General features: G+C 66.3%; 21 protein-coding genes. 10 read left to right on the top strand and 11 right to left on the bottom strand.

Features of this window, described 5'->3' with window-relative positions; all coding sequences use genetic code 11:
- Nucleotides 1-80: 80 nt before the first annotated feature.
- Entirely contained in the window at nucleotides 81-365 is a 285-nt protein-coding gene (locus ACCQ16_RS01405) for a hypothetical protein (protein WP_008572328.1), read from the bottom strand.
- Nucleotides 366-596: 231 nt separating this feature from the next.
- Between ACCQ16_RS01405 and hrpB the strand changes: the two genes are divergently transcribed.
- Nucleotides 597-3,098 carry an ATP-dependent helicase HrpB gene (gene hrpB / locus ACCQ16_RS01400; RefSeq protein ID WP_277573039.1) on the top strand — a complete coding sequence of 834 codons (2,502 nt, stop codon included), beginning with the start codon at nucleotides 597-599 and terminating at the stop codon, nucleotides 3,096-3,098.
- 261 nt (nucleotides 3,099-3,359) lie between these two features.
- Entirely contained in the window at nucleotides 3,360-3,791 is a 432-nt protein-coding gene (locus ACCQ16_RS01395; RefSeq protein ID WP_008572324.1) for a hypothetical protein, read from the top strand.
- A gap of 329 nt (nucleotides 3,792-4,120) precedes the next feature.
- On the opposite strand, the gene ACCQ16_RS01390 is transcribed toward ACCQ16_RS01395, so the two are convergent.
- Nucleotides 4,121-4,693, bottom strand: a complete 573-nt coding sequence (locus ACCQ16_RS01390) for a pseudouridine synthase (RefSeq protein WP_218195841.1) — start codon at nucleotides 4,691-4,693, stop codon at nucleotides 4,121-4,123.
- Between the two features lie 92 nt (nucleotides 4,694-4,785).
- The gene (locus ACCQ16_RS01385) at nucleotides 4,786-5,640 is read right to left on the bottom strand and encodes a class I SAM-dependent methyltransferase (RefSeq protein ID WP_011346001.1); all 855 of its coding nucleotides are present in this window, start codon (nucleotides 5,638-5,640) and stop codon (nucleotides 4,786-4,788) included.
- Nucleotides 5,641-5,873: 233 nt separating this feature from the next.
- Between ACCQ16_RS01385 and ACCQ16_RS01380 the strand changes: the two genes are divergently transcribed.
- The 3 genes from ACCQ16_RS01380 (at nucleotide 5,874) to xopE (ending at nucleotide 9,390) form a co-directional block, all read left to right on the top strand.
- On the top strand, nucleotides 5,874-6,845 hold the full coding sequence (locus tag ACCQ16_RS01380; RefSeq protein ID WP_218532565.1) for an aldo/keto reductase: 972 nt from the start codon (nucleotides 5,874-5,876) through the stop codon (nucleotides 6,843-6,845).
- A 134-nt stretch (nucleotides 6,846-6,979) separates the two neighbouring features.
- Nucleotides 6,980-8,008, top strand: a complete 1,029-nt coding sequence (curA, locus tag ACCQ16_RS01375; RefSeq protein WP_218195840.1) for an NADPH-dependent curcumin/dihydrocurcumin reductase — start codon at nucleotides 6,980-6,982, stop codon at nucleotides 8,006-8,008.
- Nucleotides 8,009-8,187: 179 nt separating this feature from the next.
- Nucleotides 8,188-9,390, top strand: a complete 1,203-nt coding sequence (gene xopE / locus ACCQ16_RS01370) for a XopE/AvrPphe family type III secretion system effector (RefSeq protein ID WP_277573040.1) — start codon at nucleotides 8,188-8,190, stop codon at nucleotides 9,388-9,390.
- 309 nt (nucleotides 9,391-9,699) lie between these two features.
- On the opposite strand, the gene ACCQ16_RS01365 is transcribed toward xopE, so the two are convergent.
- Entirely contained in the window at nucleotides 9,700-10,116 is a 417-nt protein-coding gene (locus ACCQ16_RS01365; protein WP_014089047.1) for a hypothetical protein, read from the bottom strand.
- A gap of 219 nt (nucleotides 10,117-10,335) precedes the next feature.
- Here ACCQ16_RS01365 and ACCQ16_RS01360 point away from each other — a divergent pair, with 219 nt between their 5' ends.
- The gene (locus tag ACCQ16_RS01360) at nucleotides 10,336-11,139 is read left to right on the top strand and encodes a DUF2884 family protein (protein ID WP_277573041.1); all 804 of its coding nucleotides are present in this window, start codon (nucleotides 10,336-10,338) and stop codon (nucleotides 11,137-11,139) included.
- A 234-nt stretch (nucleotides 11,140-11,373) separates the two neighbouring features.
- On the opposite strand, the gene ACCQ16_RS01355 is transcribed toward ACCQ16_RS01360, so the two are convergent.
- The 4 genes from ACCQ16_RS01355 to ACCQ16_RS01340 form a co-directional block, all read right to left on the bottom strand.
- Nucleotides 11,374-11,802 carry an organic hydroperoxide resistance protein gene (locus ACCQ16_RS01355; protein ID WP_003488682.1) on the bottom strand — a complete coding sequence of 143 codons (429 nt, stop codon included), beginning with the start codon at nucleotides 11,800-11,802 and terminating at the stop codon, nucleotides 11,374-11,376.
- Nucleotides 11,803-11,910: 108 nt separating this feature from the next.
- Nucleotides 11,911-12,372, bottom strand: coding sequence for a MarR family winged helix-turn-helix transcriptional regulator (locus ACCQ16_RS01350; RefSeq protein ID WP_005912321.1), 462 nt, complete (start codon nucleotides 12,370-12,372; stop codon nucleotides 11,911-11,913).
- A 399-nt stretch (nucleotides 12,373-12,771) separates the two neighbouring features.
- Nucleotides 12,772-13,866, bottom strand: a complete 1,095-nt coding sequence (gene zapE, locus ACCQ16_RS01345) for a cell division protein ZapE (protein WP_011345994.1) — start codon at nucleotides 13,864-13,866, stop codon at nucleotides 12,772-12,774.
- An 81-nt stretch (nucleotides 13,867-13,947) separates the two neighbouring features.
- A complete protein-coding gene (locus tag ACCQ16_RS01340; protein WP_014089045.1) occupies nucleotides 13,948-14,610 on the bottom strand; it encodes an alpha/beta hydrolase in 663 nt (220 codons plus the stop codon).
- A gap of 66 nt (nucleotides 14,611-14,676) precedes the next feature.
- Between ACCQ16_RS01340 and ACCQ16_RS01335 the strand changes: the two genes are divergently transcribed.
- Complete coding sequence (locus tag ACCQ16_RS01335; protein ID WP_277573042.1) at nucleotides 14,677-15,552, top strand: EamA family transporter; 876 nt, start codon at nucleotides 14,677-14,679, stop codon at nucleotides 15,550-15,552.
- A gap of 96 nt (nucleotides 15,553-15,648) precedes the next feature.
- Nucleotides 15,649-16,863 carry a type III secretion system effector protein XopR gene (gene xopR / locus ACCQ16_RS01330; protein ID WP_272939460.1) on the top strand — a complete coding sequence of 405 codons (1,215 nt, stop codon included), beginning with the start codon at nucleotides 15,649-15,651 and terminating at the stop codon, nucleotides 16,861-16,863.
- Nucleotides 16,864-17,026: 163 nt separating this feature from the next.
- Here xopR and ACCQ16_RS01325 read toward each other — a convergent pair whose 3' ends face one another.
- Nucleotides 17,027-18,352 (bottom strand): GTP-binding protein, encoded by a 1,326-nt coding sequence (locus ACCQ16_RS01325; protein ID WP_372380177.1) that lies wholly within the window; start codon nucleotides 18,350-18,352, stop codon nucleotides 17,027-17,029.
- A 52-nt stretch (nucleotides 18,353-18,404) separates the two neighbouring features.
- On the opposite strand from ACCQ16_RS01325, the gene ACCQ16_RS01320 reads away from it, so the two are divergent.
- Nucleotides 18,405-18,800 carry a MerC family mercury resistance protein gene (locus tag ACCQ16_RS01320; protein ID WP_014089041.1) on the top strand — a complete coding sequence of 132 codons (396 nt, stop codon included), beginning with the start codon at nucleotides 18,405-18,407 and terminating at the stop codon, nucleotides 18,798-18,800.
- Between the two features lie 293 nt (nucleotides 18,801-19,093).
- Here the strand turns inward: ACCQ16_RS01320 and ACCQ16_RS01315 are convergent, their stop codons facing one another.
- Both ACCQ16_RS01315 and ACCQ16_RS01310 read right to left on the bottom strand, forming a co-directional pair.
- Nucleotides 19,094-20,812, bottom strand: coding sequence for an ExeM/NucH family extracellular endonuclease (locus ACCQ16_RS01315; protein WP_277573043.1), 1,719 nt, complete (start codon nucleotides 20,810-20,812; stop codon nucleotides 19,094-19,096).
- Between the two features lie 276 nt (nucleotides 20,813-21,088).
- The gene (locus tag ACCQ16_RS01310) at nucleotides 21,089-21,607 is read right to left on the bottom strand and encodes a c-type cytochrome (protein ID WP_008572280.1); all 519 of its coding nucleotides are present in this window, start codon (nucleotides 21,605-21,607) and stop codon (nucleotides 21,089-21,091) included.
- Between the two features lie 282 nt (nucleotides 21,608-21,889).
- On the opposite strand from ACCQ16_RS01310, the gene ACCQ16_RS01305 reads away from it, so the two are divergent.
- Nucleotides 21,890-22,534, top strand: coding sequence for a DUF4198 domain-containing protein (locus tag ACCQ16_RS01305; RefSeq protein WP_008572279.1), 645 nt, complete (start codon nucleotides 21,890-21,892; stop codon nucleotides 22,532-22,534).
- The last annotated feature ends 177 nt before the right edge of the window (nucleotides 22,535-22,711 follow it).

Here is a 22,711-nt window from a genome sequence, read left to right as displayed (position 1 = left end):
CACGGCACGAATGGCCATGCGCCATCCGTACCGTCGTCGTCAGATCACGCGTGACGGCGCCCAAAACGCAGCAGGTGCGATCAGCTGAAACGTCTGTTGCGGATCTGCTCGCGTTCTTGTTCGGTCATATCATCCATGTGGATGTAGTGGACGCCTTGTCCGCGCGGGGCACTGAGAAGCTGCGACTCGATGTCCTCCTGGTCACCGTCGGGCGAGGAGATCAGACCCACGATGGTACCGTGCGGGGCAACCCGCCATAGCGCCACACGTTGGAAGACGCGCACCTGGTCGGTATCGGTCACTTGGGGATAGGTAGCGTACCAACCATCGGCAGGCAGGTAGCGATAGGAACCGTAGTCGTTCATAGCGTCTCTGGATTGGCGGAGTGGCCTGCCGATTGTGGAAAGACCTTGACCAAGTGGGATACGGGGATTTCCGATTTAGCGCTGCGATTACGTCTCTCGCACCCGATGTTTCGCTGCAGCGTGGAGCGTTTCGTGCGCTGTATTGTGGTGAGCCGGAACGCAGCGGGCTGCCGGCAGTCGCGCACAGGTCTCTGTCGCACTCTATGCAGCACAAACGTATCCTTCCCGCGCATGACCGACCCTGCTTTTCCGATCTCCCCGTTGTTGCCGCAGATCCGCGACAGTCTCGCTGCGCATCCGCGGCTGGTGCTGGAAGCCCCGCCCGGCGCCGGCAAGACCACCCAGGTGCCGCTGGCGTTGCTGGACGCGCCGTGGCTGGCCGGCCGCAGGATCGTGATGCTCGAGCCGCGCCGCGTGGCGGCCCGCAGCGCGGCGCAGTTCATGGCGCGCCAGCTCGGCGAGCCGGTCGGCGAAACGGTGGGGTACCGCATCCGCTTCGAGAACAAGACCTCCGCGCGCACCCGCATCGAAGTCGTCACCGAAGGCATCCTGACCCGGCTGATCCAGGACGACCCAATGCTGGAAAGCGTCGGCGCGCTGCTGTTCGACGAATTCCACGAACGCCATCTGGCCGGCGACCTGGGTCTGGCGCTGGCGCTGGATGTGCAGGCGCAGGTGCGCGATGACCTGCGCATCGTGGCGATGTCGGCCACGCTGGATGGCGAACGCCTGGCCGGCTTTCTGGAAGCGCCGCGGCTGAGCAGTGCCGGGCGCAGTTTCCCGGTGGAGATTGCGCACTTTCCGGCGCGCCGCGACGAAGCGCTGGAGCCGCAGACGCGGCGCGCGGTGGAGCACGCGTTGTCCACGCATCCCGGCGACGTGCTGGTGTTTTTGCCCGGCCAGCGCGAGATCGCGCGGGTGCATCGCGCACTGCAGGAGGCGCTGGATCCGGCGGTGCAGGTGCTGCCGCTGCACGGCGAGCTGTCGGTGGAGGCGCAAAGCCAGGTACTGCAGCCCGACCCGCAAGGCCGCCGCCGCGTGGTGCTGGCCACCAACGTGGCCGAATCTTCGGTCACCTTGCCCGGCGTGCGCGTGGTGATCGACAGCGGGCTGGCGCGCGAGCCGCATTACGACCCCAACAGCGGGTTTTCGCGGCTGGACGTGACCGCCATTGCGCAGGCTTCGGCCGACCAGCGCGCCGGCCGCGCCGGACGTGTCGCCAGCGGCTGGGCCTACCGGCTGTGGCCGCAGTCGCAACGGCTGGAACCGCAGCGCCGTGCCGAGATCACCCAGGTGGAACTGGCCGGCCTGGCGCTGGAACTGGCCGCCTGGGGCAGCAGCGCACTGCGCTTTGTCGATGCGCCGCCCAGTGGCGCACTGGCCGCCGCGCACGAGCTGCTGCGGCGGCTGGGCGCGCTCACCGCAAGCGGCGGCATCACCACGCTCGGCCGGCGCATGCTCGCGCTGGGCACGCATCCACGCCTGGCGGCGATGCTGGCGCAGGCCGGCGATGCGCCGCGTGTGGCGCTGGCCTGCGACCTGGCCGCGCTGCTGGAAGCGCGCGACCCACTGCGCCAGGGTGGCGATGGGCTGGCCGCGCGTTGGCGGGCGCTGGCGGCATTTCGTCAGGGCCGCAGCGCGGCCGACGCCGATCGTGGCGGCCTGGCTGCCATCGACAGCGCTGCCAAACAATGGCGGCGCCGGCTGCGCTGCGACAGCGCCCCGCCATCCAGCGTGGAGGCGCACGCGCTCGGCGACCTGCTGTCGCACGCATTTCCCGATCGCATCGCCGTACGCCACCACGCCGACCCGCTGCGCTACCTGCTCGCCAACGGCCGCATCGCGCGCCTGTTCGACCATAGCGATCTGCGCGGCGAACCGTGGCTGGTGGCTAGCGAACTGCGCTATGAAGCCAAGGATGCGCTGTTGCTGCGCGCCGCGCCGGTGGATGAGGTCTACCTGCGTCGCAGCCTGCCCGAGCGCTTCGTGCAGCAGGACGTGGTGCAGTGGGACGCGGACAAGCGGGCCCTGGTCGCCCGCCGCCAATCCAGCTTCGACCGCATCGTGCTCGACAGCCGCCCGGCCGGCCGCGTCGACCCGGCACATGCCGCGGCCGCGCTCACCGACGCAGTGCGTCAACTCGGCCTGGACGCCCTGCCGTGGACAGAAAACCTGCAGCAGTGGCGCGCCCGCGTGCAGTCGCTGCACAGATGGATGCCAGAGCTGGCGCTGCCCGATCTCTCCGATGCCACACTGCTGGAGACGCTGGACACCTGGCTACGCCCTGCCTTCGCCGGCAAGACCCGCCTGGACGCGCTGGATGAGGCCAGCCTGGGCGAAGCACTGAAGAGCGCGCTGCCCTGGGAGCGCCGCCAGTGGATCGACCGCCATGCGCCCACCCGCATCAGCGTGCCCTCCGGCATGGAGCGCCCCATCAGCTATGCCCTCGACCACGCCGGCCAACCGCTACCGCCGGTGCTGGCGGTCAAACTGCAGGAACTGTTCGGCCTGGCCGAAACCCCACGCATCGCCGACGGCCGCATCCCGTTGACCTTGCACCTGCTGTCGCCCGGCGGGCGGCCGTTGCAGGTGACCCAGGACTTGAAGAGTTTCTGGGCGAATACGTATCCGGACGTTAAAAAAGAGATGAAGGGGCGGTATCCGAGGCATCCGTGGCCGGATGATCCCTGGACAGCTGCAGCAACCCACAGAGCAAAGCCACGCGGCACCTGAAACGCATGGACCCGCGGCGGCGGTGAAACAGACAGGCGCTCGCAATCTCCTGCGGCGCGGACAGCTGCAGCAACCCACAGAACAAAACCACGCGGCACCTGAAACGCACAGACCCGCGGCGGCGGTGAAACAGACGGGCACTCGGAATCCACCGCGGCGCACTACCTAACCGTAAGCCAAACGGCACCCGGTCCGCTAACGCCGCCTATACGCATCAGCGCACAGACTGCAGATCACGTACTCAGAAAGGAAACGCCTCCGATGAGCAAGCTGACTGTGATCACCGAACGCGCCCTGGAGCGTGCCCTGGAACTGGCCGGCACTGCGGGCGACCAGCTGCGTCATGCCGCGTCAAATGCGGGCGATCAGGCACGCCACGCCGGCAGCAGCCTGCGTCATTTCGGACCGAGCGCAAGCGAATGGCTCAAGACCGGCGCCGCACTCGGCGCAGTGCGCACCGGCGGCAAGGCCGCCAGCAAACTGGTCAAGCGCAACCCGGCCGTGACGGTTGCCGCCGCGGTCGCAGGCCTGGGCCTGATCGGCTATGCGGTGTACCGCAAGCGTCAGCGTGACCAGCAGGTGCTCGGCGGCAATGTGCATCGTCTGGATCGCGAACATGCCAGCAATGCCAACGCACGCCGTGCGGCCTACCAGCGCCGCGGTGCAGTGACCCCGAGCGACGGCATCGAATAAGCCATCGCGCGAAGTCATGCAAAAACGCCACGGCACCAAGCCGTGGCGTTTTTCGTTTGTGGCATGCATGTCTGCGTGCAGCGCAATGCATCGATGTAGCGATTGAGGGGCCCACGCTGCGTGCCGTCTGCGTCAGATGATGGGACGACCATCGAACCCATCGAATAACGGTCGGCCATGCGTGGCTCAGGCGAAGCGGGAGACAAGAACAGGATCTCCCCGATCACACGCTCCGGTCATTGCGCCCGCTGGCGACGCGAACGTCCTGCCAGCGGCTACACGCGTTAACGCAATGCCACGCGTACCGCGCCCGCCACAGACGCCACACTTCAGCGCCGGCTCCGGCTCGGGCGCGCGCTGGCCGTGTCTTCAGCGCGCCACTGCCCAGGTGCAAGCGCGTCCAGCCGCCAATCGCCGATGGCCACGCGCACCAGGCGCAAGGTCGGCAAGCCCACCGCCGCGGTCATGCGCCGCACCTGACGGTTGCGGCCTTCGGTGATCTGCAGCTCCAGCCAGGCATCGGGCACGGTCTTGCGCACGCGCACCGGAGGATCGCGCGGCCACAGCTGCGGTGCCGGGTCGAGCATGCGCACCTGTGCCGGCCGGGTGGGTCCATCGTTGAGCACCACCCCGTCGCGCAACGCCTGGAGTTGTTCGGGCTGCGGCGCGCCCTCCACCTGGACCCAGTACGTCTTGGGCTGTTTGTGGCGCGGGTCGGTCAGCCGATGCGCCAATGCACCGTCGTCGGTCAGCAACAGCAAGCCTTCGCTGTCATGGTCCAGACGGCCTGCGGCATACACATCGGGCGGCAAGCCGAATTCGGCCAGCGTGCGCTTGGGCGGCTGCGAGCGGTCGCTGAATTGCGAGAGCACACCGTAGGGTTTGTTCAACAACACCAACATTGCCAATCCTGTTGCGCGACGCGCTGCACATACCCGATGACGTCAAACATCTGCATGCCGACACGCGCAACGCGCCGGCATGCAGCCGGGCGTCAGCGCTTGACGAACTTCAAGGTCATGCGGTCGCTCTCGCCGATGGCCTGGTACTTGGCATCGTCGGCCTTGTCATGGCTGTTGCTGGGCGGCAGCGTCCATACACCGCCCGGGTAGTCCTTGGTGTCGCGCGGGTTGGCGTTGACCTCGCTCTTGCCAACCAGGGTGAAACCGGCGGCTTCGGCCATTGCAATCACCTGTGCCTGGCCAACGTAGCCGCTCTTGTCGTCGGCCGGCACATCGGCCTTGGCGCGATGTTCGACCACGCCAAGCACGCCGCCGGGCTTGAGCACCTTGTAGAAGCCGGCGAACATCGCCTCGGCAGTGCCGGCCATGCGCCAGTTGTGCACGTTGCGGAAGGTCAGCACCAGGTCGGCGGAGTTGTCCACGCCAAAGGACGGCGACTTGGGCACATACGACACGAGCGAGGGCTTGCCATACACCTCCGGCTTGGCATGGAACTTCTTCTCCAGCTCGTCGCGCGCACGCTGCGCGTAATCGCGGCTGCGGCCTTCCGGTGCCGACGCCGGGTCGACCACCGCAGCCACGTACTTGCCCTTTTCGCGCAGGTACGGCGCCAGGATTTCCGAATACCAGCCGCCGCCGGGAGTAATTTCGATGACGGTCTGGGTCGGCTTGATGCCGAAGAACGCCAACGTCTGACCGGGATGGCGATACTGATCGCGCTGCACGTACACGCGGTCGCGCCAGTTGCCGTTGATGGCTGCCTGCAATGCGGCGTCGGGCGCGGGCAAGCTCGCGCTATCGGCAGGCTTCACCGCCATCGCCAGCGGCGCGCTCATCGCCACCACCACACCCATCACACATGCACAGGCCAGCTTGTTGCCGATCATCGCAGCACCCTCATCCGGGAAAAAGTAGCGCGAGCCTAGCATGCGCTCCAGGGCCTGCCATGTGCCCGTCGTGCATTCGCACAAGGCCTGTTGCCGCGTCCCCCGTCGCCGACATGTTCAGATCCCGTGAGCTGCTGAGGACGATCGGCGGAACGCTGAATCCACGCAGATGTCACACGCAACATCGGTGTGCGTGACTATCCTGTTGCCAGTTCGAATCAGGAGCATCCACGATGACCCAACCCCGCGCACTCGGCCGCTCCGGCCTGCAGGTTCAACCGATCGTCTTCGGCGGCAATGTGTTCGGCTGGAGCGCGGACGAGGCGACCTCGTTCGCCTTGCTCGATGCATTCGTGGATGCCGGCTTCAATCTCATCGATACGGCCGATGCTTACTCCGGCTGGGTACCGGGCAATCGCGGCGGCGAATCGGAAACCATCATCGGGCGCTGGCTTGCGCGCAGCGGCAAGCGCGACAAGGTGCTGATCGCCACCAAGGTCGCCAAGTGGAGCGAGCATCCCGGCCTGTCGCCGGACAACATCGCAGCAGCAGTGGAAGATTCGCTGACGCGTCTGCAGACCGATGTGATCGATCTGTACCAGGCGCACGAAGACGACGAATCGATTCCGCTGGAAGCCACGCTGGCGGCATTCGGCCGACTGATCGAGCAAGGCAAGGTGCGTGCGATCGGCGCGTCCAACTACAGCGCTGCGCGCCTGCGCGATGCGCTGGATATTTCCGAGCAGTACAAGCTGCCGCGCTACGAAAGCCTGCAGCCGGAATACAACCTGTACGACCGCGCCGGTTACGAAGCCGAACTGGAGCCCCTCGTGCGCGAACGCGGGCTGGGCGTGATCAGCTATTACTCGCTGGCCAGCGGCTTTCTCACCGGCAAATATCGCAGCGCCGACGACGCTGGCAAGAGCAGCGCACGCGGTGCATCGGTGGTCAAGCAGTACGTCAACCCGCGTGGACTGCGCATCCTGCAGGCGCTGGACGATCTGGCCGTGACGCACAACGCCACGCCTGCGCAGATTGCGCTGGCCTGGCTGATCGCACGCCCCGGCCTGACCGCGCCGATCGTCAGCGCCACCAGCGTGACCCAGTTGCACGATGTGCTGGCAGCCGCACGTGTGGCGCTCAGTGCCGATCAGATCGCGCAACTGGACAGCGCCAGCGCGCCGGAGTCATCGGCAACGCGCTAGTGCATCAGGGGGCATGTCGCGTTGTGTGCCGACCATGCACCCTGCTGCGCCTGTGACAGTACTCTCCCGCGCAGCCGCACAGCGGCCGTGCTCACCCGACCGCCCACGCGCGGACTGCCTACGAGCCATTCCCCATGACGTCCATCATCAACCGCCGCATCGTGCTGGCATCGCGCCCGCACGGAGAACCCAGCGCCGACAATTTCCGCATCGAAGAGGTCGCCGTCGCACCGACCGGCCACGACCAGATTCTGGTCCGCAATCGCTTCCTGTCGCTGGACCCGTATATGCGTGGCCGCATGGACGAAGGTCCCTCTTACGCCGCGCCAGTGGCCATCGATGCCGTGATGGAAGGCGGCACCGTCGGCGAAGTCATTGCGTCCAATCACGCCGACTATCAGCCTGGCGATCTGCTGGTGCTGCCCGGCGGCTGGCAGACGCATAGCCTGTTGACCCCCACGACACCCCTGCGCAAGCTGCCCAAGGACGACAACCTGCCACTGAGCACCGCGCTCGGCGTCTATGGCATGCCCGGCTTTACCGCGTATGCGGGCCTGCATGAAATCGGCAAGCCACAGCCCGGCGAAACGCTGGTGGTCGCTGCCGCCAGCGGCCCGGTCGGCGCCACGGTGGCGCAGCTGGCACGCCTGCAGGGCCTGCGCGTGGTCGCCATTGCCGGTGGCGAAGAAAAAGTACGTTACCTGCGTGACACGCTGCAGGTGGAGGTGGCGCTGGACCACCGCGCCGACGACTTTGCAGAGCAGTTGCGCGCCGCAACGCCGGACGGCATCGACATCTATTTCGAAAACGTTGGCGGCAAGGTGTTCGATGCGGTGCTGCCGCAGCTCAACGACTTTGCACGCATCCCGGTCTGCGGCGTGATCGCGACCTACAACAGCCGCGGGCAAGCCCACCCCGGCCCGGATCGCCTGCCCGACTTCATGGGCCAGGTGCTGCGCAAACGCCTGACGGTGCGCGGCTTCATCCAGCACGATTTCATCCGCCTGATGCCTGCCTTCCTGCGCGAAATGGGCCAGTGGCTGCGCGAAGACAAAATTCAGTACCGCGAGCACGTGCTGCACGGCCTGGACAGCGCCCCGCAGGGCCTGATCGACGTGTTGCGCGGCAAGAACTTCGGCAAGGCCGTGGTCGCTCTGGACTAACGGCATTCGTCGTGCCTCTCTACGCCCCTTCGCGCTTGCGATTTTCCATTCCCAAGCAACCCAATGCGCGGCGGCGCCAGCGCCAATCATTCGTGATCCCACACACGACTTCGGCGAACCAGCAACGTTCGCCGAGCACCTTGCCACACTGGGTGCGGGGTTCATGATCGGAGAGCGACATGGGACTATGCATTTCAAAGCCGGCGATGTCTGGGTCGAGCGTGGCAGCGTCACCTGAGCATCCCGAAAGCCCTGCCTCAGAGCAGGTCACCGCCCCCGCGCCTTTACCCGAGCCATCGGTGCCGCCTAGCCTGCAGGGCTTGGCGAGACTCGGCGCTGCCCGTGCGAGGCGGAGGCGCTCCGGGAAACCGACCCTGCAGCCGCACGAAGTCCAGCAGGCCGCCTACCAACTCGGAATGCGCCTCAGCGGCAGGCCCATTGAAGACGTTCGCGACCGTCAACGCCTGGCCGACGCTACGGCAACGGTGCACGAGACACGGCTGGCCTTGCATCATGGACGAGGCAATATCGAGAGCGATTTTCGGCTCAGCAATGGGCGCAGCTCCACCTGTAGTTACCTGTCTTACAGTTTCCTGTCTTACTGGCCCGGGAAACATGACATCAATTTGATGGCAGGTTGCGCGCTGGCTGTCAGCGCAGGCAATTGTGACCAAAACGCAGCGATCAACACACGCCGGCATGCGGCCCGCATGGAGGGTGGCGGGCAGATAACCAACGTCTGTGACCAAGCGTGCGCCCACATGTACGCGCTGTACCAGCCTCCAGGCTCGGCAGAGGCCCAAGACTCGGCCGTCGTTCTCGACTCGTGGTCCGATGGTCCGGCGGTTCTTCTCAGGGATTCGCGCTGGGCCGGCACATACCACCGCACATCCACCTATCCGATTGAGCGCTTCGACAAGCCGGGTGCAATCGATGCGCTGGCCAGGACCCGCGCATTGCAAGCCGAAATCGAGGATCCGCAAACCGAGTTCCATGCACATCTGCGCGGCGTAGAGAGCGTCGTTCGCACCCCGCCCGTACCTCGCAAGATCTATGCCTCAACTCCGGTCATCGCCCCCGACCTGGTCCAAAGTACGCGCCAGAGGCTGCAAGAGTTATCGCCGCGGACGCGTAAGGCGCTGGCCGCCGATGCGGCGCGGCAAGCCTACGGACTGGATGACGCACAGCCCATCTCGCCGCGCACGACGACAGCGATCCTGAAAGATGCAGCGCGCCTGGATGCCTTGGGTCGCCCGCCCTTGAGTTGGGCGCCAACTTCTCACACACGGCTGAAGCGTTTTGTCACCAATGCCCGAACCAATGCAAGGCAGGCTTTCTGGTATCGACGCGGGTGGCGCCCGCCTGTCACGGTGGCGAGATGAACGCCCCTTCGATCAGGCGAACAGCTGCCTGATCGTTCAGCGGTACCCCGTCATCGGCCTGATGGGCTGATGGCGGCCCGCCGAACACCTTTGCTGCGCAATACGTTGTTGGTAGACGGTGGAATTCAGCTGCGCGGCACCGGCAGCCTGTGCGCAAGACCGTGTCGTGATGCACGGCCCGTGCAGAAACCTCGGGTTGAAGATGATCCGGTAACGCTGCCGGGTGAGATGCGCCTTTGAACGGACGCGCAAGCGTCAGCTGTTAGCCACGTGCACGACACATAACCGCGAGGTGCGGCCCGATCGCCGCTAGTTCAACGGCCCGATTGCCATCGCCTGGCGGTCGATGCGGTGCTTTTCGGCAAGCGCCTGCATGCCTTGCAGGGTCGAGGCGATCAGGCTCGCGTAACGCAATCGCCACAGGGTGGCGCGGTCGTTGTCGTCGCGCGTGCTGCCCAGGCCGTCGAGCACCTGCGGCAGACGGCGGTCGGCAAGCGCCGACGCGGCCAGGTAGGGCTTTGCGGGAGCGATGACATCCACCGGCTCGCGCCAGTCGTTGGCCACCTGCCGGGCGATGCCGGCCAGATGCGAAAGCTGGTGCATGCCGATCAGCGTCTCGTGCAGCATCTCGCGGCATGCCCATTGCCACAGCGCCACCTTTTCCGACGGGTCCTGGGCAATCTCGGTAAGCGCCAGGTCTACCTTTTCGATGCGTGGGTCGAGCATTGCGTGGCTCCGATGCTGCTGTGCAACATAATTCACACCATCAGCCGTGAGAATCAAGTGAGCGCGTCGTTTGAATGCCGTCAGTGCGCCGATGCTCGACCGGGTTCACGCTTCGCTGCAACCGCCTGTCGACGCGCACCGGCGGCACCCTGACTTCCTTCCCATGGCGGCGCCCTGCACCGTGCGCAATGCTGAAGGCCCGATTCCCAAGGCCACCGCATGCGCAGCACCGTGTTCTTCGCACCGTTGTGGCTGCTGGTGGCCTGCGCCGCACAGGCCCAGACCGCAACGCCGCGGCTGTCCTCGCAGCAATGCACGGTCAGCACCTCCTACGACGTGCTCGCAGATAACGGCGGTATCTGGCTGCGCCGCAAACAGGGCCTGCCGCGCGAGATCTTTTTCCACGGTGGCGAGCTCAACGTGGACCGCCAACCACAGCCGGTCAGCGCCGCCGACGCGCAACGCCTGCGCGAGCTGGAGCAAGGCACGCGCACGTTGATGCCGGCGGTGGCGTCGGTTGCCCAGTCGGTGGTCGACATCACGTTCGATGCGCTCAATGGCGTGGTGCACGTGCTGTCCGGCAGCGCGCGCCAGCAGCGCAAGGTCGAGCAATTGCGCACGGCAGCACGGGCGCAGGTGGCGGACACCCTCGGACGCGGACGATGGGAGCAAGCCATATTCGACGAGCGCTTCGAGGCCAAGGTCGAACATGCGGCCGAAGCGCTGGCCGGCAGCCTCACCCGCAGCATGATGTGGACGGTGATGAGCGGACGCGCTGCGCAGATGGAACGCCGTGGTGCGGACCTGGATGCGCAGATGCAGCAGCAGATGCAGGGCCGCAGCGACGCGCTCCAAGCGCAGGCCCGCACCCTGTGCGTGCGGGCGCAAGCGCTCTACGCCGTGCAGCAAGCGCTGGAGTACCGCTTCAACGGCGAGCGCCTGCAGATGCTGGAGCTCAACGCGCACCCGCAGCCGGCGGATGTCGTGGCCTCCACTGGCGTGGCGGCTACGGCGAGGCGCTAAGCAGCGTATCGCCTTGCGCACGTCTGCTCGATGCGCTTGCCGTGCGTCACGGTGCGTACGCCGCGCGGCGCATGCCATGACAGGCGACGCCGAAGTGCCCGCTGGCGCGTCATCGCCGGGCAACGCGTGCGCGAACCTGCAATCTTCTCAAGCCACAACGCACAACGGCCCGACGCATGCGCCGGGCCGTCGTTGAAACCGTGACACGCACTGCGCATCGCGGCCTGGCCTGCATTACGCCAGGGTCAGGGTGACGTCGATATTGCCGCGGGTCGCATTGGAGTACGGGCAGACCTGATGGGCCTTGTCGACCAGCGTCTGCAGTTCGGCCTTGTCCATGCCCGGCACGGCGATACGCAGTTCCACGACGATACCGAAGCCGCCCGGGATCTGGCCGATGCCCACGCTGCTGTCGATGCTCACTTCGCCCGGCAGCTTGAGCTTGTCCTGTGCGGCCACGGCCTTCATCGCACCGATGAAACAGGCAGCGTAACCGGCTGCGAACAGCTGCTCCGGATTGGTACCGTCGCCGCCGGCGCCGCCGAGCTCGCGCGGGGTGGACAACTTGGCGTCCAGCGCCTTGTCCGAGGACACGGCACGGCCTTCGCGGCCGCCGGTGGCAGTGGCGTGGGCGGTGTAGAGGACTTTTTCAGGTGAGGCCATGGTGGTTCTCCAGGGTGAGCGCGAGGGGCGCATGAGGGTTCAATAGGTTCAATAGTTGACGATTGAATCGTGTACGACGCGTTGCAAAACAGTGCACATGCCGGAAGCTCACCCGGCGCCAAGGCTGGAGCGTAGCTTCTCCAGTTCCTGCTTGAGTTGACGCAGTTCGTCCAACGAACAGGCCGACGCACAAAACACCTGCTCCGGTACCGCGCCCGCCTTGCTGCGCAACGCACGGCCGGTCTCGGTCAACGCGATGATGACTTGGCGCTCGTCGTTGGCCGCACGCGTGCGGGTCACCAACCCGGCCGCCTGCAGGCGCTTGAGCAACGGCGTCAGCGTGGCCGAATCCAGGTACAGGCGCTCGCCGATCTCCGACACGCTGCGTTCGTCGGTCTCCCACAGCACCAGCATGACCAGGTACTGCGGGTAGGTCAGGTCCAGCGCCTTCAGCAAGCCGCGGTAGAGCTTGTGCATCGCCAGGTTGGCCGAATACAACGCAAAGCACAGCTGGTTGTCGAGCTGCAGCAGCGCATCGGTGCGGGCAGTGGTGGCCGTGGCGGTGTCCATGGGGCGCAATTTACATAGTGTACGATCTAATTGCAAGCGATTTTTTGGGATGTTCTCTGCGGCTTGGCTCCGTAGGGGACCATCGGCCATTGCGACCAGAACTTCGGACGCTGGCTGGGAGCTGGGGCCTTCGCAGTAGCGCTGCAGGATCAGGCGCTGTGGCAGGGATGCCACAGCCGCGCGTGACATGGCGGCGGCACGTATCACGATCGCCGGATGCGCACGGCATCACCTGGGGCGCCTCATCGGCTCCACGAAGGAATTGAAGGACGTACCAGCAACAACCCGACTATCGTCGTCAACCGCAGTTGAGCGGTCACGCTGCCGGCAGTGCAGTGCCACCACCGCACATGCACGGCAGTGGCAATCGCACAGGTCATCGCCTATCCGATGACCGACTCACGCGCGATGCGCCGTTGCCAGATACTCCGCGCTCTGCATTTCGATCAGGCGCGAAGCGGTGCGCTCGAATGCACCGGCCAGGCGCTGGCCGCTGTATAGGGCCGGCGGTGCGTCTTGCGCGGTGCAGACCAGATTGACATGGCGGTCGTACAGCTCGTCGATCAGGTTGACGAAGCGGCGCGCGGCGTCTTCGTTCATGCGGTCGAAGTGCGGAATACCGCCCAGCAACACGGTGGTGAACTCGCGCGCAATCTCGATGTAGTCGCTGGGTCCGCGCGGGCCTTCGCACAGCGCAGCAAAATCGAACCAGGCGATGCTCTTGCCGCGTGCGCGCACCGGAATCTTGCGCGCCTCGATTTCGATATTGCCGGCACGCGCCTCGGCGTTGCCGCTCAACTCGGCCCACCGCTGCGCAAGCCAATCGTCGGCCTGCGCATCCAACGGCGCGCGATACACCGGCGAACGCGTCAGCGCGCGCATGCGGTAATCCTCGGTGCCTTCGGCGTAGAGCTCCACGCAGAACTTCTGCAGCAACCCGATCGCCGGCATGAAACTGTCGCGCTGCAAGCCGTTGGCATAGAGGTTTTCCGGCGCGGTGTTGGACGTGGTCACCAGCGTCACGCCTTCGGCGAACAGGCGTTCGAGCAAACGTGCCAGCAGCATCGCATCGCCGATATCGGTAACGAAGAATTCGTCCAGCACCAGCACGCGCAGGTTCTCGCGCCACTGCTGGGCGATGCGTGCCAGCGGATCGCTTTGCCCTGCGTGCTCGCGCAACTGCTCGTGCACGCCGCGCATGAAGCGGTGGAAGTGGGTGCGGTATTTCTGCTTGATCGGCAGGCCGTCGTAGAACAGATCGACCAGAAAGGTCTTGCCGCGCCCGACACCGCCCCAGAAGTACAAGCCGCGTACCGGCTCGGGCTTTTTCCAGAACGCCGACAGCCGGTCCAGCCAACCATCTTGCGCGCTGTCCACCAGCGCCTCGTGGATGCGGTCCAGCTCGGCCAAGGCCGCCTGCTGCGCAGGGTCGGCGCGCCAGTCGCCGCGTTGTACGCCGGCGGCGTAGCGCTGCGACGGGGTCATCTCACTCATTGCATTCTCCGCGGGCCGCCGGCTGTTGCGCGGACCGCTCAACAGCGCATCGCCTGGCGATACGCGTGGGCCGTGCCGCGGTCAGGCTGCGGCCGGCAACCAGCGCCGGACACCATGCTGGATCGCACCGCGCAGGTCGATCAATTTGCGGTGGAAGAAATGGCTGGTGTCGGGCATGCGCACCAGCTCGGGTTGCTGCTCCAGCGTTTCCAACCAGTCGTAGACCGCCTGCGGGTCGACGATCTCGTCGGCATCGCCCTGGATCACCAACCATTGCGCCGGCGGCTGGATGTCGCTGAAATCCCAGCGCCCGGCCGGCGGCGCGATCGAGATCAGCACCTGCGGTTCGAGCGAGCCGGCGGCGCGCAACGAGACATACGCGCCGAAGCTGAAACCGCCCAACCACAACGTGTGGCCTGGCCGCTGCGCACGCACCCACTCGGCAACCGCACGCAGGTCGTCCTGCTCGCCATCGCCATGGTCGAACGCGCCGGCCGAATTGCCGACGCTGCGGAAATTGAAGCGCACCACGGTGATGCCCAGCTCGCGCAGCGCGCGCGCGGCCATGGTGACGACCTTGTTGTGCATGCTGCCGCCCTCGGTGGAGAGCGGATGACAGAAGATGGCGGTGACCGCGTGTGCGGCAACATCCGGCTCGGGCAGATCGACCGCGACATCCAGCGGGCCGACCGGCCCGTCCAAGGTCAACGCAGCCGATTCGGTGGGGAATGAGGGATTGGACATGCCTGCATAATAGCCGCCCCGCCGGCCGCGTTCATCGCCCTGCCTGCACACTTCGTTGCGTTGCCCATGCATTTTCTGCTGTTTGCCGTTGTCTGCAGTGTCCTGGTGTCGGTGCTGTTGAAGCTTGCGCCACGCCACCGGATCGACGTGTTTCAGGCCATTACCTGGAACTACGCCACCGCTGCACTCCTGGCCTGGCTGATCCTGCATCCGGCGCTGGACACGCTACGCGTCACGACTACTCCCTGGTTGGCGTTGCTGCTGTTGGCCGTGGCGCTGCCCTCCATCTTCCTGGTGCTGGCGCGGTCGGTCGCGGTGGCCGGCGTCGTGCGCACCGATGTCGCGCAACGCTTGTCGCTGGTGCTCTCGTTGGCCGCCGCCTTCACCGTTTTCGGCGAACCGGTCAATGGCTGGAAATTGGCAGGGCTTGCGCTGGGCATGGCGGCCATCGTGTGCATCGTGCGACGCCCCCGTCAGCACCTAGCGACCGATCCGCTGCCGAGCACAACCGGCCTGCCCTGGCTGATTGGCGTCTGGATGGGCTTTGCGCTCATCGACCTGCTGCTCAAGCACATCGCGCAGGCCGGGACACCATCGCTGACCTCGTTGACCTTGTGCTTTGCGCTGGCCTTCTTGCTGATGCTTGGCGTGCAGGGCGTGCGTTGGGCACGTGGCGCACGCATGAGCACCCGCAGCATGCTCGCCGGCGTGCTGTTGGGTGCGCTCAATTTCGGCAACATCCTGTGTTACGTACGTGCCCACCAGCTGCTGCCGCACAGCCCGGCGACCGTGTTTGCCAGCATGAATCTGGGTGTGGTCGTGCTGGGGGCACTGGTGGGCACATTGGGATTTGCCGAACGCCTGGGCCTGCGCGGCTGGTTGGGGCTGGCACTGGCCGCACCGGCCATCGCGGCGATCGCCTGGGGAATACGTCTGGGTTGACGCCCGCTTTCGGCCTGCGCGACGTCAGTTCGCCATCCGTCTTCCGCGCCGGTTGGCGGTCGCTAGCATGAGCGTGCATTCCCGCGGGAGTTTGTGATGCGCCTGACTTCGTTCTTTCGCAGCACTCATCCGGTTGCCCCGGAGCCGTTCAATCCGGCAGCCACCGATACGGCAGCGACAGCAGGTGCGACGCCGTCGCCGCACCTGCTGTCTCACGCGCCCAAGGCCGGCACCGCGCAGGGCGCGGCCAAATCGCGGCAAGGCATGCTGGCTTCGGCACGCAAGTCGCTGGCCATGCTACGCAAACAGCTGCCGTCGATGTGCATGGGAGCGCCAGCCACGAAAACGGCGCAGAGCCAGCCTGCGCTGGCCACATCGGCACCGAACGCTGCCAGGCAAGGCACGCACCCGCGTCCACCGGCACTGCAGGCTGGCGTCGATGCGCGATGGAAGGCGCCCGAGGCGATGCCTCAGCCGCGCAATCGTGCGCCGATATACACAGCAGCGCCACCGCAGCAACCGCCGTCGCCGCCACGCGCGTCAGAACGCTTTCAGCAACGTCAACGCGCTCCCGAGCAACAGCGGCAGCAGCAGGTTCCAAACGTGGCCAGGCGCGAACCGCTACGGCCGCCGCAGCAGCCGACGTTCCCCGTGCGGCCAGCACCGGCTGCTTCCCCGAAAGCGGCGACACCGGCTCCGCCCTCGCCGTCCAGGCGGCTACGCCCGGTGCGCAACATGAATCTGGAATTGGCCGCGCTCAACGAGCAGTGCCATCACATCGGCCGGCGCCTCTACAAGGAGCGCCGGGCGCCTAGCCCGCAGGAAAGGTCGGTGTTCGAGATGCGCGCGGCCCTGATCGCCGAGCGCGACGCCGTGCGCGATCGGCAGCTCGATGGGATGTTGGCGGCGCTGGCGCCATTGGAGAAGATCGCTGCGCCGAGGACCACCAGCAGTCGGCTGGCCATGGTCCAATATGACGTGATGCAGTCCAATCGCCGTGCGTTGCTTGCGGTCCGCGAAAATATCGACATGACCAAGATGGCACGGTATTACACGCGCGCGCAGCGGCGCCTGCAATCCTTGAAGGAGAGCGATGCTCCGCCCGACAAGATCCGACGCCTGGAACGCATGATGCAGGGCTATACCAACGTGCTGGCGCTGGAAGACATGGTCAAGCGCACCGACGACCAGTTGCATCGGATGGGTGCGCCACGCTTGATGGACAGCATCCCCACCACGCCGCAGGAGCGTGCGCTGTCCGAGCAGAACGAACGCGACGACCATCAGGAGGCGATCAACAACGGCTATTGAGCGCGTCGTCGTTGCGCGCAAAGCGTCCGCGGACCGCCAGCGCCCACGCACGCCCTGGCGTCAGCCACGACACAGCGTGCCGTTGACCAAAACTGCGATCTCGCCAGTGCAATGGGACTGGCGATGTCCGCGGCTCGCCTGTCGGGCGGCAGCAGTGCTGCCTTCAACGCGCCCAGTGCGGAAATGGGTCGTCCAGCAGTTGCCATTGCGCCGGCCCCTGCCGTAGTTCCTGGTCGCTGAGCAGGCACGCGTCCAGCGCGGCGCGTGTGCGCGGTGCATCCATGTCCACGCCGATCACCGCCAGCTCCTGGCGGCGGTCGCCCCAGAGCGGATGCCACAACCGCTGCATCGCGGCGTATTCGTTGGCATCGCCCACCTCGTGCGGTTGCGGCAGTGGCGCGGTCCAGCACTGCGTCTGTTGCCGCTGCCAGCCGATATCGGTGTATGGCAGTGGCGTGACGCTGGTCTGCAGCGGCTGGCCGACCGACTGCGCATCCACACGGTGGCGCGCAGCGAACCAGAACCCGGCCGCGCTGGTCTGGGTGGCACCGCCCACGCTGGACAGTTCACCCACCCAATCCATGCGACTGGCCAGCCAGAAGAAGCCCTTGCTGCGGATCACCTGCGGCAAGCCGCTGTGCACCATGCGCGCGAAGCGCTGCGGATGGAATGGCCAACGTGCGCGGTACACGAAGCTGCTGATGCCGTATTCCTCGGTCTCGGGCGTGTGCTGGCCGCGCAGCTCCTGCATCCAGCCCGGCGCCAGCTGCGCACGGGTGAAATCGAAACGCCCGGTGTCCAGCAGCTGCTGCAGCGGCACTTCCCCGTGCGCGGCATCCACAATTGCCGCGTCGCGGTTGAGCGCGCGCAACACGGCGCGAAGGCGTTGCAGCTGCTGCGCGTCGATGCGGTCGCACTTGCTGATCACCAGCACATCGGCGAACTCCACCTGTTCGCCCAGCAACTGCACCAGCCCGCGCGTGTCGTCCGGGCCGGCTTGCTGGCCCAGGTCGGCCAGCGTGGCAGCCGAGCCGAAGTCTTCCAGGAAATGGCTGCCGTCCACCACCGTCACCATGGTGTCCAGCCGGGCGATGTCCGACAGGCTGAAACCATCGGCATCGCGCACCGCGAAGGTGGCTGCCACCGGCATCGGCTCAGCAATACCGGTCGATTCGATCAGCAGATAGTCGTAGCGACCCTGCTCGGCCAGCCGCCGCACTTCCTGCAGCAGATCGTCGCGCAGCGTGCAGCAGATGCAGCCGTTACTGAATTCCACCAGCGTCTCTTCGGTGCGCCGCAACGCCGCGCCGCCCTCGCGAACCAGCTGCGCGTCGATGTTGACCTCGCTCATGTCGTTGACGATGACCGCCACCCGCAAGCCGTCGCGGTTGTGCAGGATGCGGTTGAGCAAGGTGGTCTTGCCCGCACCCAGAAAGCCGGACAACACGGTGACGGGAAGGCGCGCATCGCGCTGGGGGGACAGAGACATCCTGAGAACCTGGCGGGAAAGAAGTGTTACTATATAACACTTACTGGACCGGATGCTTCTGATGCGCGCCACCGCCTCCCTGCTGGACAGCTCGGCCATCGCCTTGTCCGGGTTATGCCTGTTGCATTGCCTCGCCCTGCCGCTGCTGGCCGCCACGCTCCCGCTACTGGGCGCCTGGAGCCGGGCCGAGTGGATACATGTGATGTTCGCCACGGCGGCGGTGCCGCTGAGCGGCTACGCGCTATGGAGCACGCATCGCCGGCACGCCCTGCCGGCGCCGGTCTGGGTGCTGGCGCTGTGCGGACTGGCCGGGCTGGTGATTGGAGCGAGCGGTCTGGTCGGCGATGCGCTGGAAACACCGGTCACGGTCGCCGGCAGCCTGCTGCTGGCCAGCACGCATCTGCTCAATCTGCGGCTGCGTCGCCGACATGGGACATGCGCGAACTAGCGACCGATCGGCGTACGGCACCATCGCCAGAGCGGTCGCCAGGCGGGAAGGGAGGTGGGGCACGCATCGGTGGTCGATGCGCGCCCTGCTGGGCTCGACCACCTCAACGCATGCCGCGCGTCGGCGTCGGCGTCAGTGCTGCCGCCGTGATCACCTTCGCGTCATCGTCCGCCGCGTCCGCTTGGCTTGACGACGGCCTACGCAATCCTCGATGACCGCCCGGTTTGCAGCAGCACGCGCGTACCCAATTCGCCTTGGCACGCGTGCAGCGTGCACAGCCACGATCGGCAGCGCTACAACGAAAAACCCAGCAACACCGGGTCGTGATCGGAGCTGCGCCACGGCCCGGGCAGGTTGCGCTTGGCGTAGCCGGCGTCGTCCATGACATCGGCATTGATATGCAATTCGGCCGCGCCACGCAGCTGCTTGGCCATCGCCGGGCTGAGCAACGCATGGTCCAGGCGCCCGCTCAGGCCGTCGTAAACGTAGCTGTAGGGCTGCTTCACACCGGCCACTGCAAACGCGTCCTGCCAGCCGCTGGCGCGCAGGCTGCGCATCGGCATTTCCATCGCATAGGCATTGAAGTCGCCCAGCAGCACGGCGAGCTTGGTCTGCGCGCCAGTGGGGTCGGTCTGCAACCACTGGTGCAACCGCTTGGCCGATTCGGTCCGGGTGGCATTCCAGCAGGCCTGGCCGTCCTGCTGATCGGCGTCGGCACCGCTGGCGTTGCCGCAGCCTTTGGACTTGAAGTGATTGGCGACCACCACGAAGGTGGCTCCGCGCGCACTGCGAAACGCCTGCGCCAGCGGCACGCGACTGTGGTTCTCGAACGGCCCGCCGGTCAGCGTGGCCGGCTCGCCGACCGGGGTGACCTGCGAGCTGCGATAGAGGATGCCGACCCGGATCGCATCGTCGCCCGGGCCGCTGCCGGTATCGACGAACTGCCAATCCTTGTCCTTGCCGGCAGCGTTGAGCGCGGCCACCAGTTGCGATACCGCCGCATCGGCGCCGTTGCCGTCGTTTTCCACTTCCATCAACGCAGCCACGTCGGCGTCCAATGGCACGATGGTGGCGACCAGCTTGGCCAGCTGCGCCTGGAACTGTTCGTGCGTGCGTGCGCCACGCTTGGTCGGGAAGCCACCGCCACGGCCATTGCCGTTGAAGAAATTCTCCAGGTTGAACGAGGCAATACGCAGATCGCCGCCCACCTGCGGCGCAACGGCTGTGGGCATCGCCGGCAAGGTCAGTGGGCTCAGCACCTGGATGCGATAGTTGCCGTCGTAGCGTTGATCGACGATGCCATCGACCGATTTGAGCAGGCTGCCGCTGCGCAACACCGGATCGGCCGGCAGATACGACACCGTCTTGGGGCTGCGGCCGTTGCGCGCATCGTCCAGCAACACGCGACGACGTGCGTTATCGGCCTGCACCTGCGCGAACGCCGGCGTGCCGGCAGCGGCGACCTCGCTCGGCTGCCACAGGCGTCCGCCGAACGCGGCGACCAGCTCGCCGTACGTATCCAGGCGGTCGCTGCCATTGAGCGTGAGCGAGGCGATGCGCACGTGCTCGCCTTCCAGCGCTTCCCAGTTGGCCGGCGGGCCGCTGAGCATGCGCACCGGCACCGGCTGGCCACTGGCAAGCCGCTCGATGCTGCTGGCGTCCACGGTGGTCAGGCTCGCCTCGCCACCTGCCGAAACCTCGCGCACGGTGCCGACGATGCGCACGCGGTCGCCCACCGCCAGCTCGGCATTGCCGGCCCCGGTGACGAACAGGCCATGCGAGCGCCGCGGTTCGAACCCGGGCTGCTGCACGAACAGGCCGGCCAGCCCCGCGCGCGTATCGGCGGTGACGATTGCTTCCACCTCCACCACGCGACCGTCGTACGGGCTGCGGCTGTCTTCGCCCTGCACGTCGGCAATCGAGAGCCGCTGCGCGGCACCATCGGCGGCGCTGCACAGCAACGGGGCCAACAGACCAACCAAACCGAGCACAACCAGCGGGCGAGGCGACATCGAACGACTCCAGTGAGTGGATCAAACGCAAACGCCGCCCGGAAAGGCGGCGCGTGATAACGAAAAAGCGCGGAAACAGGCTAGCAAACGATGGTCAATGACCGCCAGGCACATACGCTGCGCAACCGTGATGCGGCTAACGCGTGCACTGATGCAGTGCTGTAGCGCCTAGGTCACCTCTGCACGCGAGGCGTTCGATCGGGCGCGCAACGCAGCCAATGCGCGGTACCAGGCGGGAATCGCAGACCCATCCTCCTCCGCCGACTCGCCGAGCCCTTACTTGAGGTTGCCCAGCATCCAATCGACAGTGGCGCGCACCTGCTCTTCGGTCAGCGCCGGGTTGCCGCCCTTGGGAGGCATGATGCCGCCATCCGGACCGGTGTAGCCCTCGATCGCGTGCTTGTACAAGGTGTCCTTGCCCTGTGCGATGCGTGCATCCCAATGCGAATGGTCCAGCGTGGGCGCCTTGCCGACACCGGTGGTGTGGCAGGCGGTGCACAGGTTGTTGAAGATGGTCTTGCCGTCGGTCGTACCGCCGTAAGCAGACTGCGAGGCGGCCTTGGCCAGCGCCGCGGCCTGGGCTGCGGCCTGCGCGGACGCGCCCGTGGCGCCGGCATACACCGCACCGGCAGGCGCAATGCGTTGCTGCACACGTTTTGCGGCGGTGGGCGAGACTTCGTCGGGGATAGCGCGTTGCAAATACGCTGCCAGGGCGATCAGGCCCAGGGTGATCACCACGAGTAAACCGATCACCATCGAGAATTTTTTCAGGAACTCGAGGTCGTAATTCCGCACGCGCTCACCCCTGGCTGTTGGTCGAAGACCTCTGCTAGCGCCGGAGTATAGAGCACACTTTGCGCCAATCTGACCAGCCTGTATGACAGTTTTCGCAGCGATGGGCGCTGCGCGCCCGGTGGGCGGATGCTTCTGTCCACGGGCACGCTCGCCCCGGCTGGCCAATTGCCGCAGCGCCGCATGCCGCGCATTGGTCTCCGTTGTGGGAATTGCGTATCATTCCCAACAACCACGGTGGCGCGGTTCTCGCCTCGCCGGTCCCGTCCTTGAGGAGTCGCCGCGATGAAATCCTTCCTGCTGTCCTGCCTGGCCTTGGCCAGCATCAGCCTGTCTGCCCAGGCCCACGAAATCTGGATCGAGCGCGACGGCAGCGGCCCGGTGCGCATCTTCTTCGGCGAACCGGCGCAGGACGCGCTGGACCACGGCGAAGACGAGATCAAGCGCGTGGTCAAGCCGAACGTGTTCGGCACTGCCGGCAAGGCCGGCCCGCTGCAGCGCGGGACCGAGTTCCTGACCGCGCCGCTGGCCGGCAGCGGCGATGCGTGGTTGAGCGACGACAGCGTGTTCGAGCCGTGGAAGGGGGAAGCCGGCGGCTTCGAGACGGTGAGCTATTACGCACGCGCCGGCCGTGCCACACCGGCTGCAAAGCTCGATTTCGAGCTGGTTCCCACCGCTGCCAATCGCAATACGCTGACCGTGCTTTATCGCAACAAGCCGCTGCCCAAGGTGGAAGTGACGGTGATCGACCCGCAGAAGTGGCAGAAGACGCTGACCTCCGATGCCAAGGGCCAGGTGACGCTGCCCACGCTGCGCGCCGGCCGTCACATCCTGGTGGCCACCCACAAGGAACCGGTGAAGCGCGAGATCGCCGGCAAGCAGGTGTCGATGGTGCATCACATCAGCACGCTGACGTTCCTGGCCGAGTAAGCGTGGTCGGCACATCTCCCGCGCACTCATGGAACGGGCGCTGCCGCTGCGCGGTGGCGACGCCGGGCTTGCGCGTCCCATGCCACACGCGGGAACCACTTGCGGTTGCCGGCCCACCCGGCTGGGCAACGTTGCGTTGCGATATGGCGGTTGCCCCACGTCCATCGCGCGCGGTGG

Source organism: Xanthomonas sp. NCPPB 1062 (assembly GCF_041481705.2).
Taxonomy (GTDB): Bacteria; Pseudomonadota; Gammaproteobacteria; order Xanthomonadales; family Xanthomonadaceae; genus Xanthomonas; species Xanthomonas euvesicatoria.
This window is presented reverse-complemented; position numbering and strand designations above follow the sequence as displayed.

What these genes read in the sequence shown, in the direction of transcription:
- ACCQ16_RS01405 (WP_008572328.1), bottom strand. Translation starts at nt 365, where the DNA reads ATGAACGACTACGGTTCCTATCGCTACCTGCCTGCCGATGGTTGGTAC.
- ACCQ16_RS01380 (WP_218532565.1), top strand. Translation starts at nt 5,874, where the DNA reads ATGACCCAACCCCGCGCACTCGGCCGCTCCGGCCTGCAGGTTCAACCG.
- ACCQ16_RS01395 (WP_008572324.1), top strand. Translation starts at nt 3,360, where the DNA reads ATGAGCAAGCTGACTGTGATCACCGAACGCGCCCTGGAGCGTGCCCTG.
- ACCQ16_RS01315 (WP_277573043.1), bottom strand. Translation starts at nt 20,812, where the DNA reads ATGTCGCCTCGCCCGCTGGTTGTGCTCGGTTTGGTTGGTCTGTTGGCC.
- ACCQ16_RS01320 (WP_014089041.1), top strand. Translation starts at nt 18,405, where the DNA reads ATGCTTCTGATGCGCGCCACCGCCTCCCTGCTGGACAGCTCGGCCATC.
- xopR (WP_272939460.1), top strand. Translation starts at nt 15,649, where the DNA reads ATGCGCCTGACTTCGTTCTTTCGCAGCACTCATCCGGTTGCCCCGGAG.
- xopE (WP_277573040.1), top strand. Translation starts at nt 8,188, where the DNA reads ATGGGACTATGCATTTCAAAGCCGGCGATGTCTGGGTCGAGCGTGGCA.
- ACCQ16_RS01305 (WP_008572279.1), top strand. Translation starts at nt 21,890, where the DNA reads ATGAAATCCTTCCTGCTGTCCTGCCTGGCCTTGGCCAGCATCAGCCTG.
- ACCQ16_RS01365 (WP_014089047.1), bottom strand. Translation starts at nt 10,116, where the DNA reads ATGCTCGACCCACGCATCGAAAAGGTAGACCTGGCGCTTACCGAGATT.
- zapE (WP_011345994.1), bottom strand. Translation starts at nt 13,866, where the DNA reads ATGAGTGAGATGACCCCGTCGCAGCGCTACGCCGCCGGCGTACAACGC.
- ACCQ16_RS01360 (WP_277573041.1), top strand. Translation starts at nt 10,336, where the DNA reads ATGCGCAGCACCGTGTTCTTCGCACCGTTGTGGCTGCTGGTGGCCTGC.
- hrpB (WP_277573039.1), top strand. Translation starts at nt 597, where the DNA reads ATGACCGACCCTGCTTTTCCGATCTCCCCGTTGTTGCCGCAGATCCGC.
- ACCQ16_RS01390 (WP_218195841.1), bottom strand. Translation starts at nt 4,693, where the DNA reads ATGTTGGTGTTGTTGAACAAACCCTACGGTGTGCTCTCGCAATTCAGC.
- ACCQ16_RS01350 (WP_005912321.1), bottom strand. Translation starts at nt 12,372, where the DNA reads ATGGACACCGCCACGGCCACCACTGCCCGCACCGATGCGCTGCTGCAG.
- ACCQ16_RS01355 (WP_003488682.1), bottom strand. Translation starts at nt 11,802, where the DNA reads ATGGCCTCACCTGAAAAAGTCCTCTACACCGCCCACGCCACTGCCACC.
- curA (WP_218195840.1), top strand. Translation starts at nt 6,980, where the DNA reads ATGACGTCCATCATCAACCGCCGCATCGTGCTGGCATCGCGCCCGCAC.
- ACCQ16_RS01340 (WP_014089045.1), bottom strand. Translation starts at nt 14,610, where the DNA reads ATGTCCAATCCCTCATTCCCCACCGAATCGGCTGCGTTGACCTTGGAC.
- ACCQ16_RS01385 (WP_011346001.1), bottom strand. Translation starts at nt 5,640, where the DNA reads ATGATCGGCAACAAGCTGGCCTGTGCATGTGTGATGGGTGTGGTGGTG.
- ACCQ16_RS01325 (WP_372380177.1), bottom strand. Translation starts at nt 18,352, where the DNA reads ATGTCTCTGTCCCCCCAGCGCGATGCGCGCCTTCCCGTCACCGTGTTG.
- ACCQ16_RS01335 (WP_277573042.1), top strand. Translation starts at nt 14,677, where the DNA reads ATGCATTTTCTGCTGTTTGCCGTTGTCTGCAGTGTCCTGGTGTCGGTG.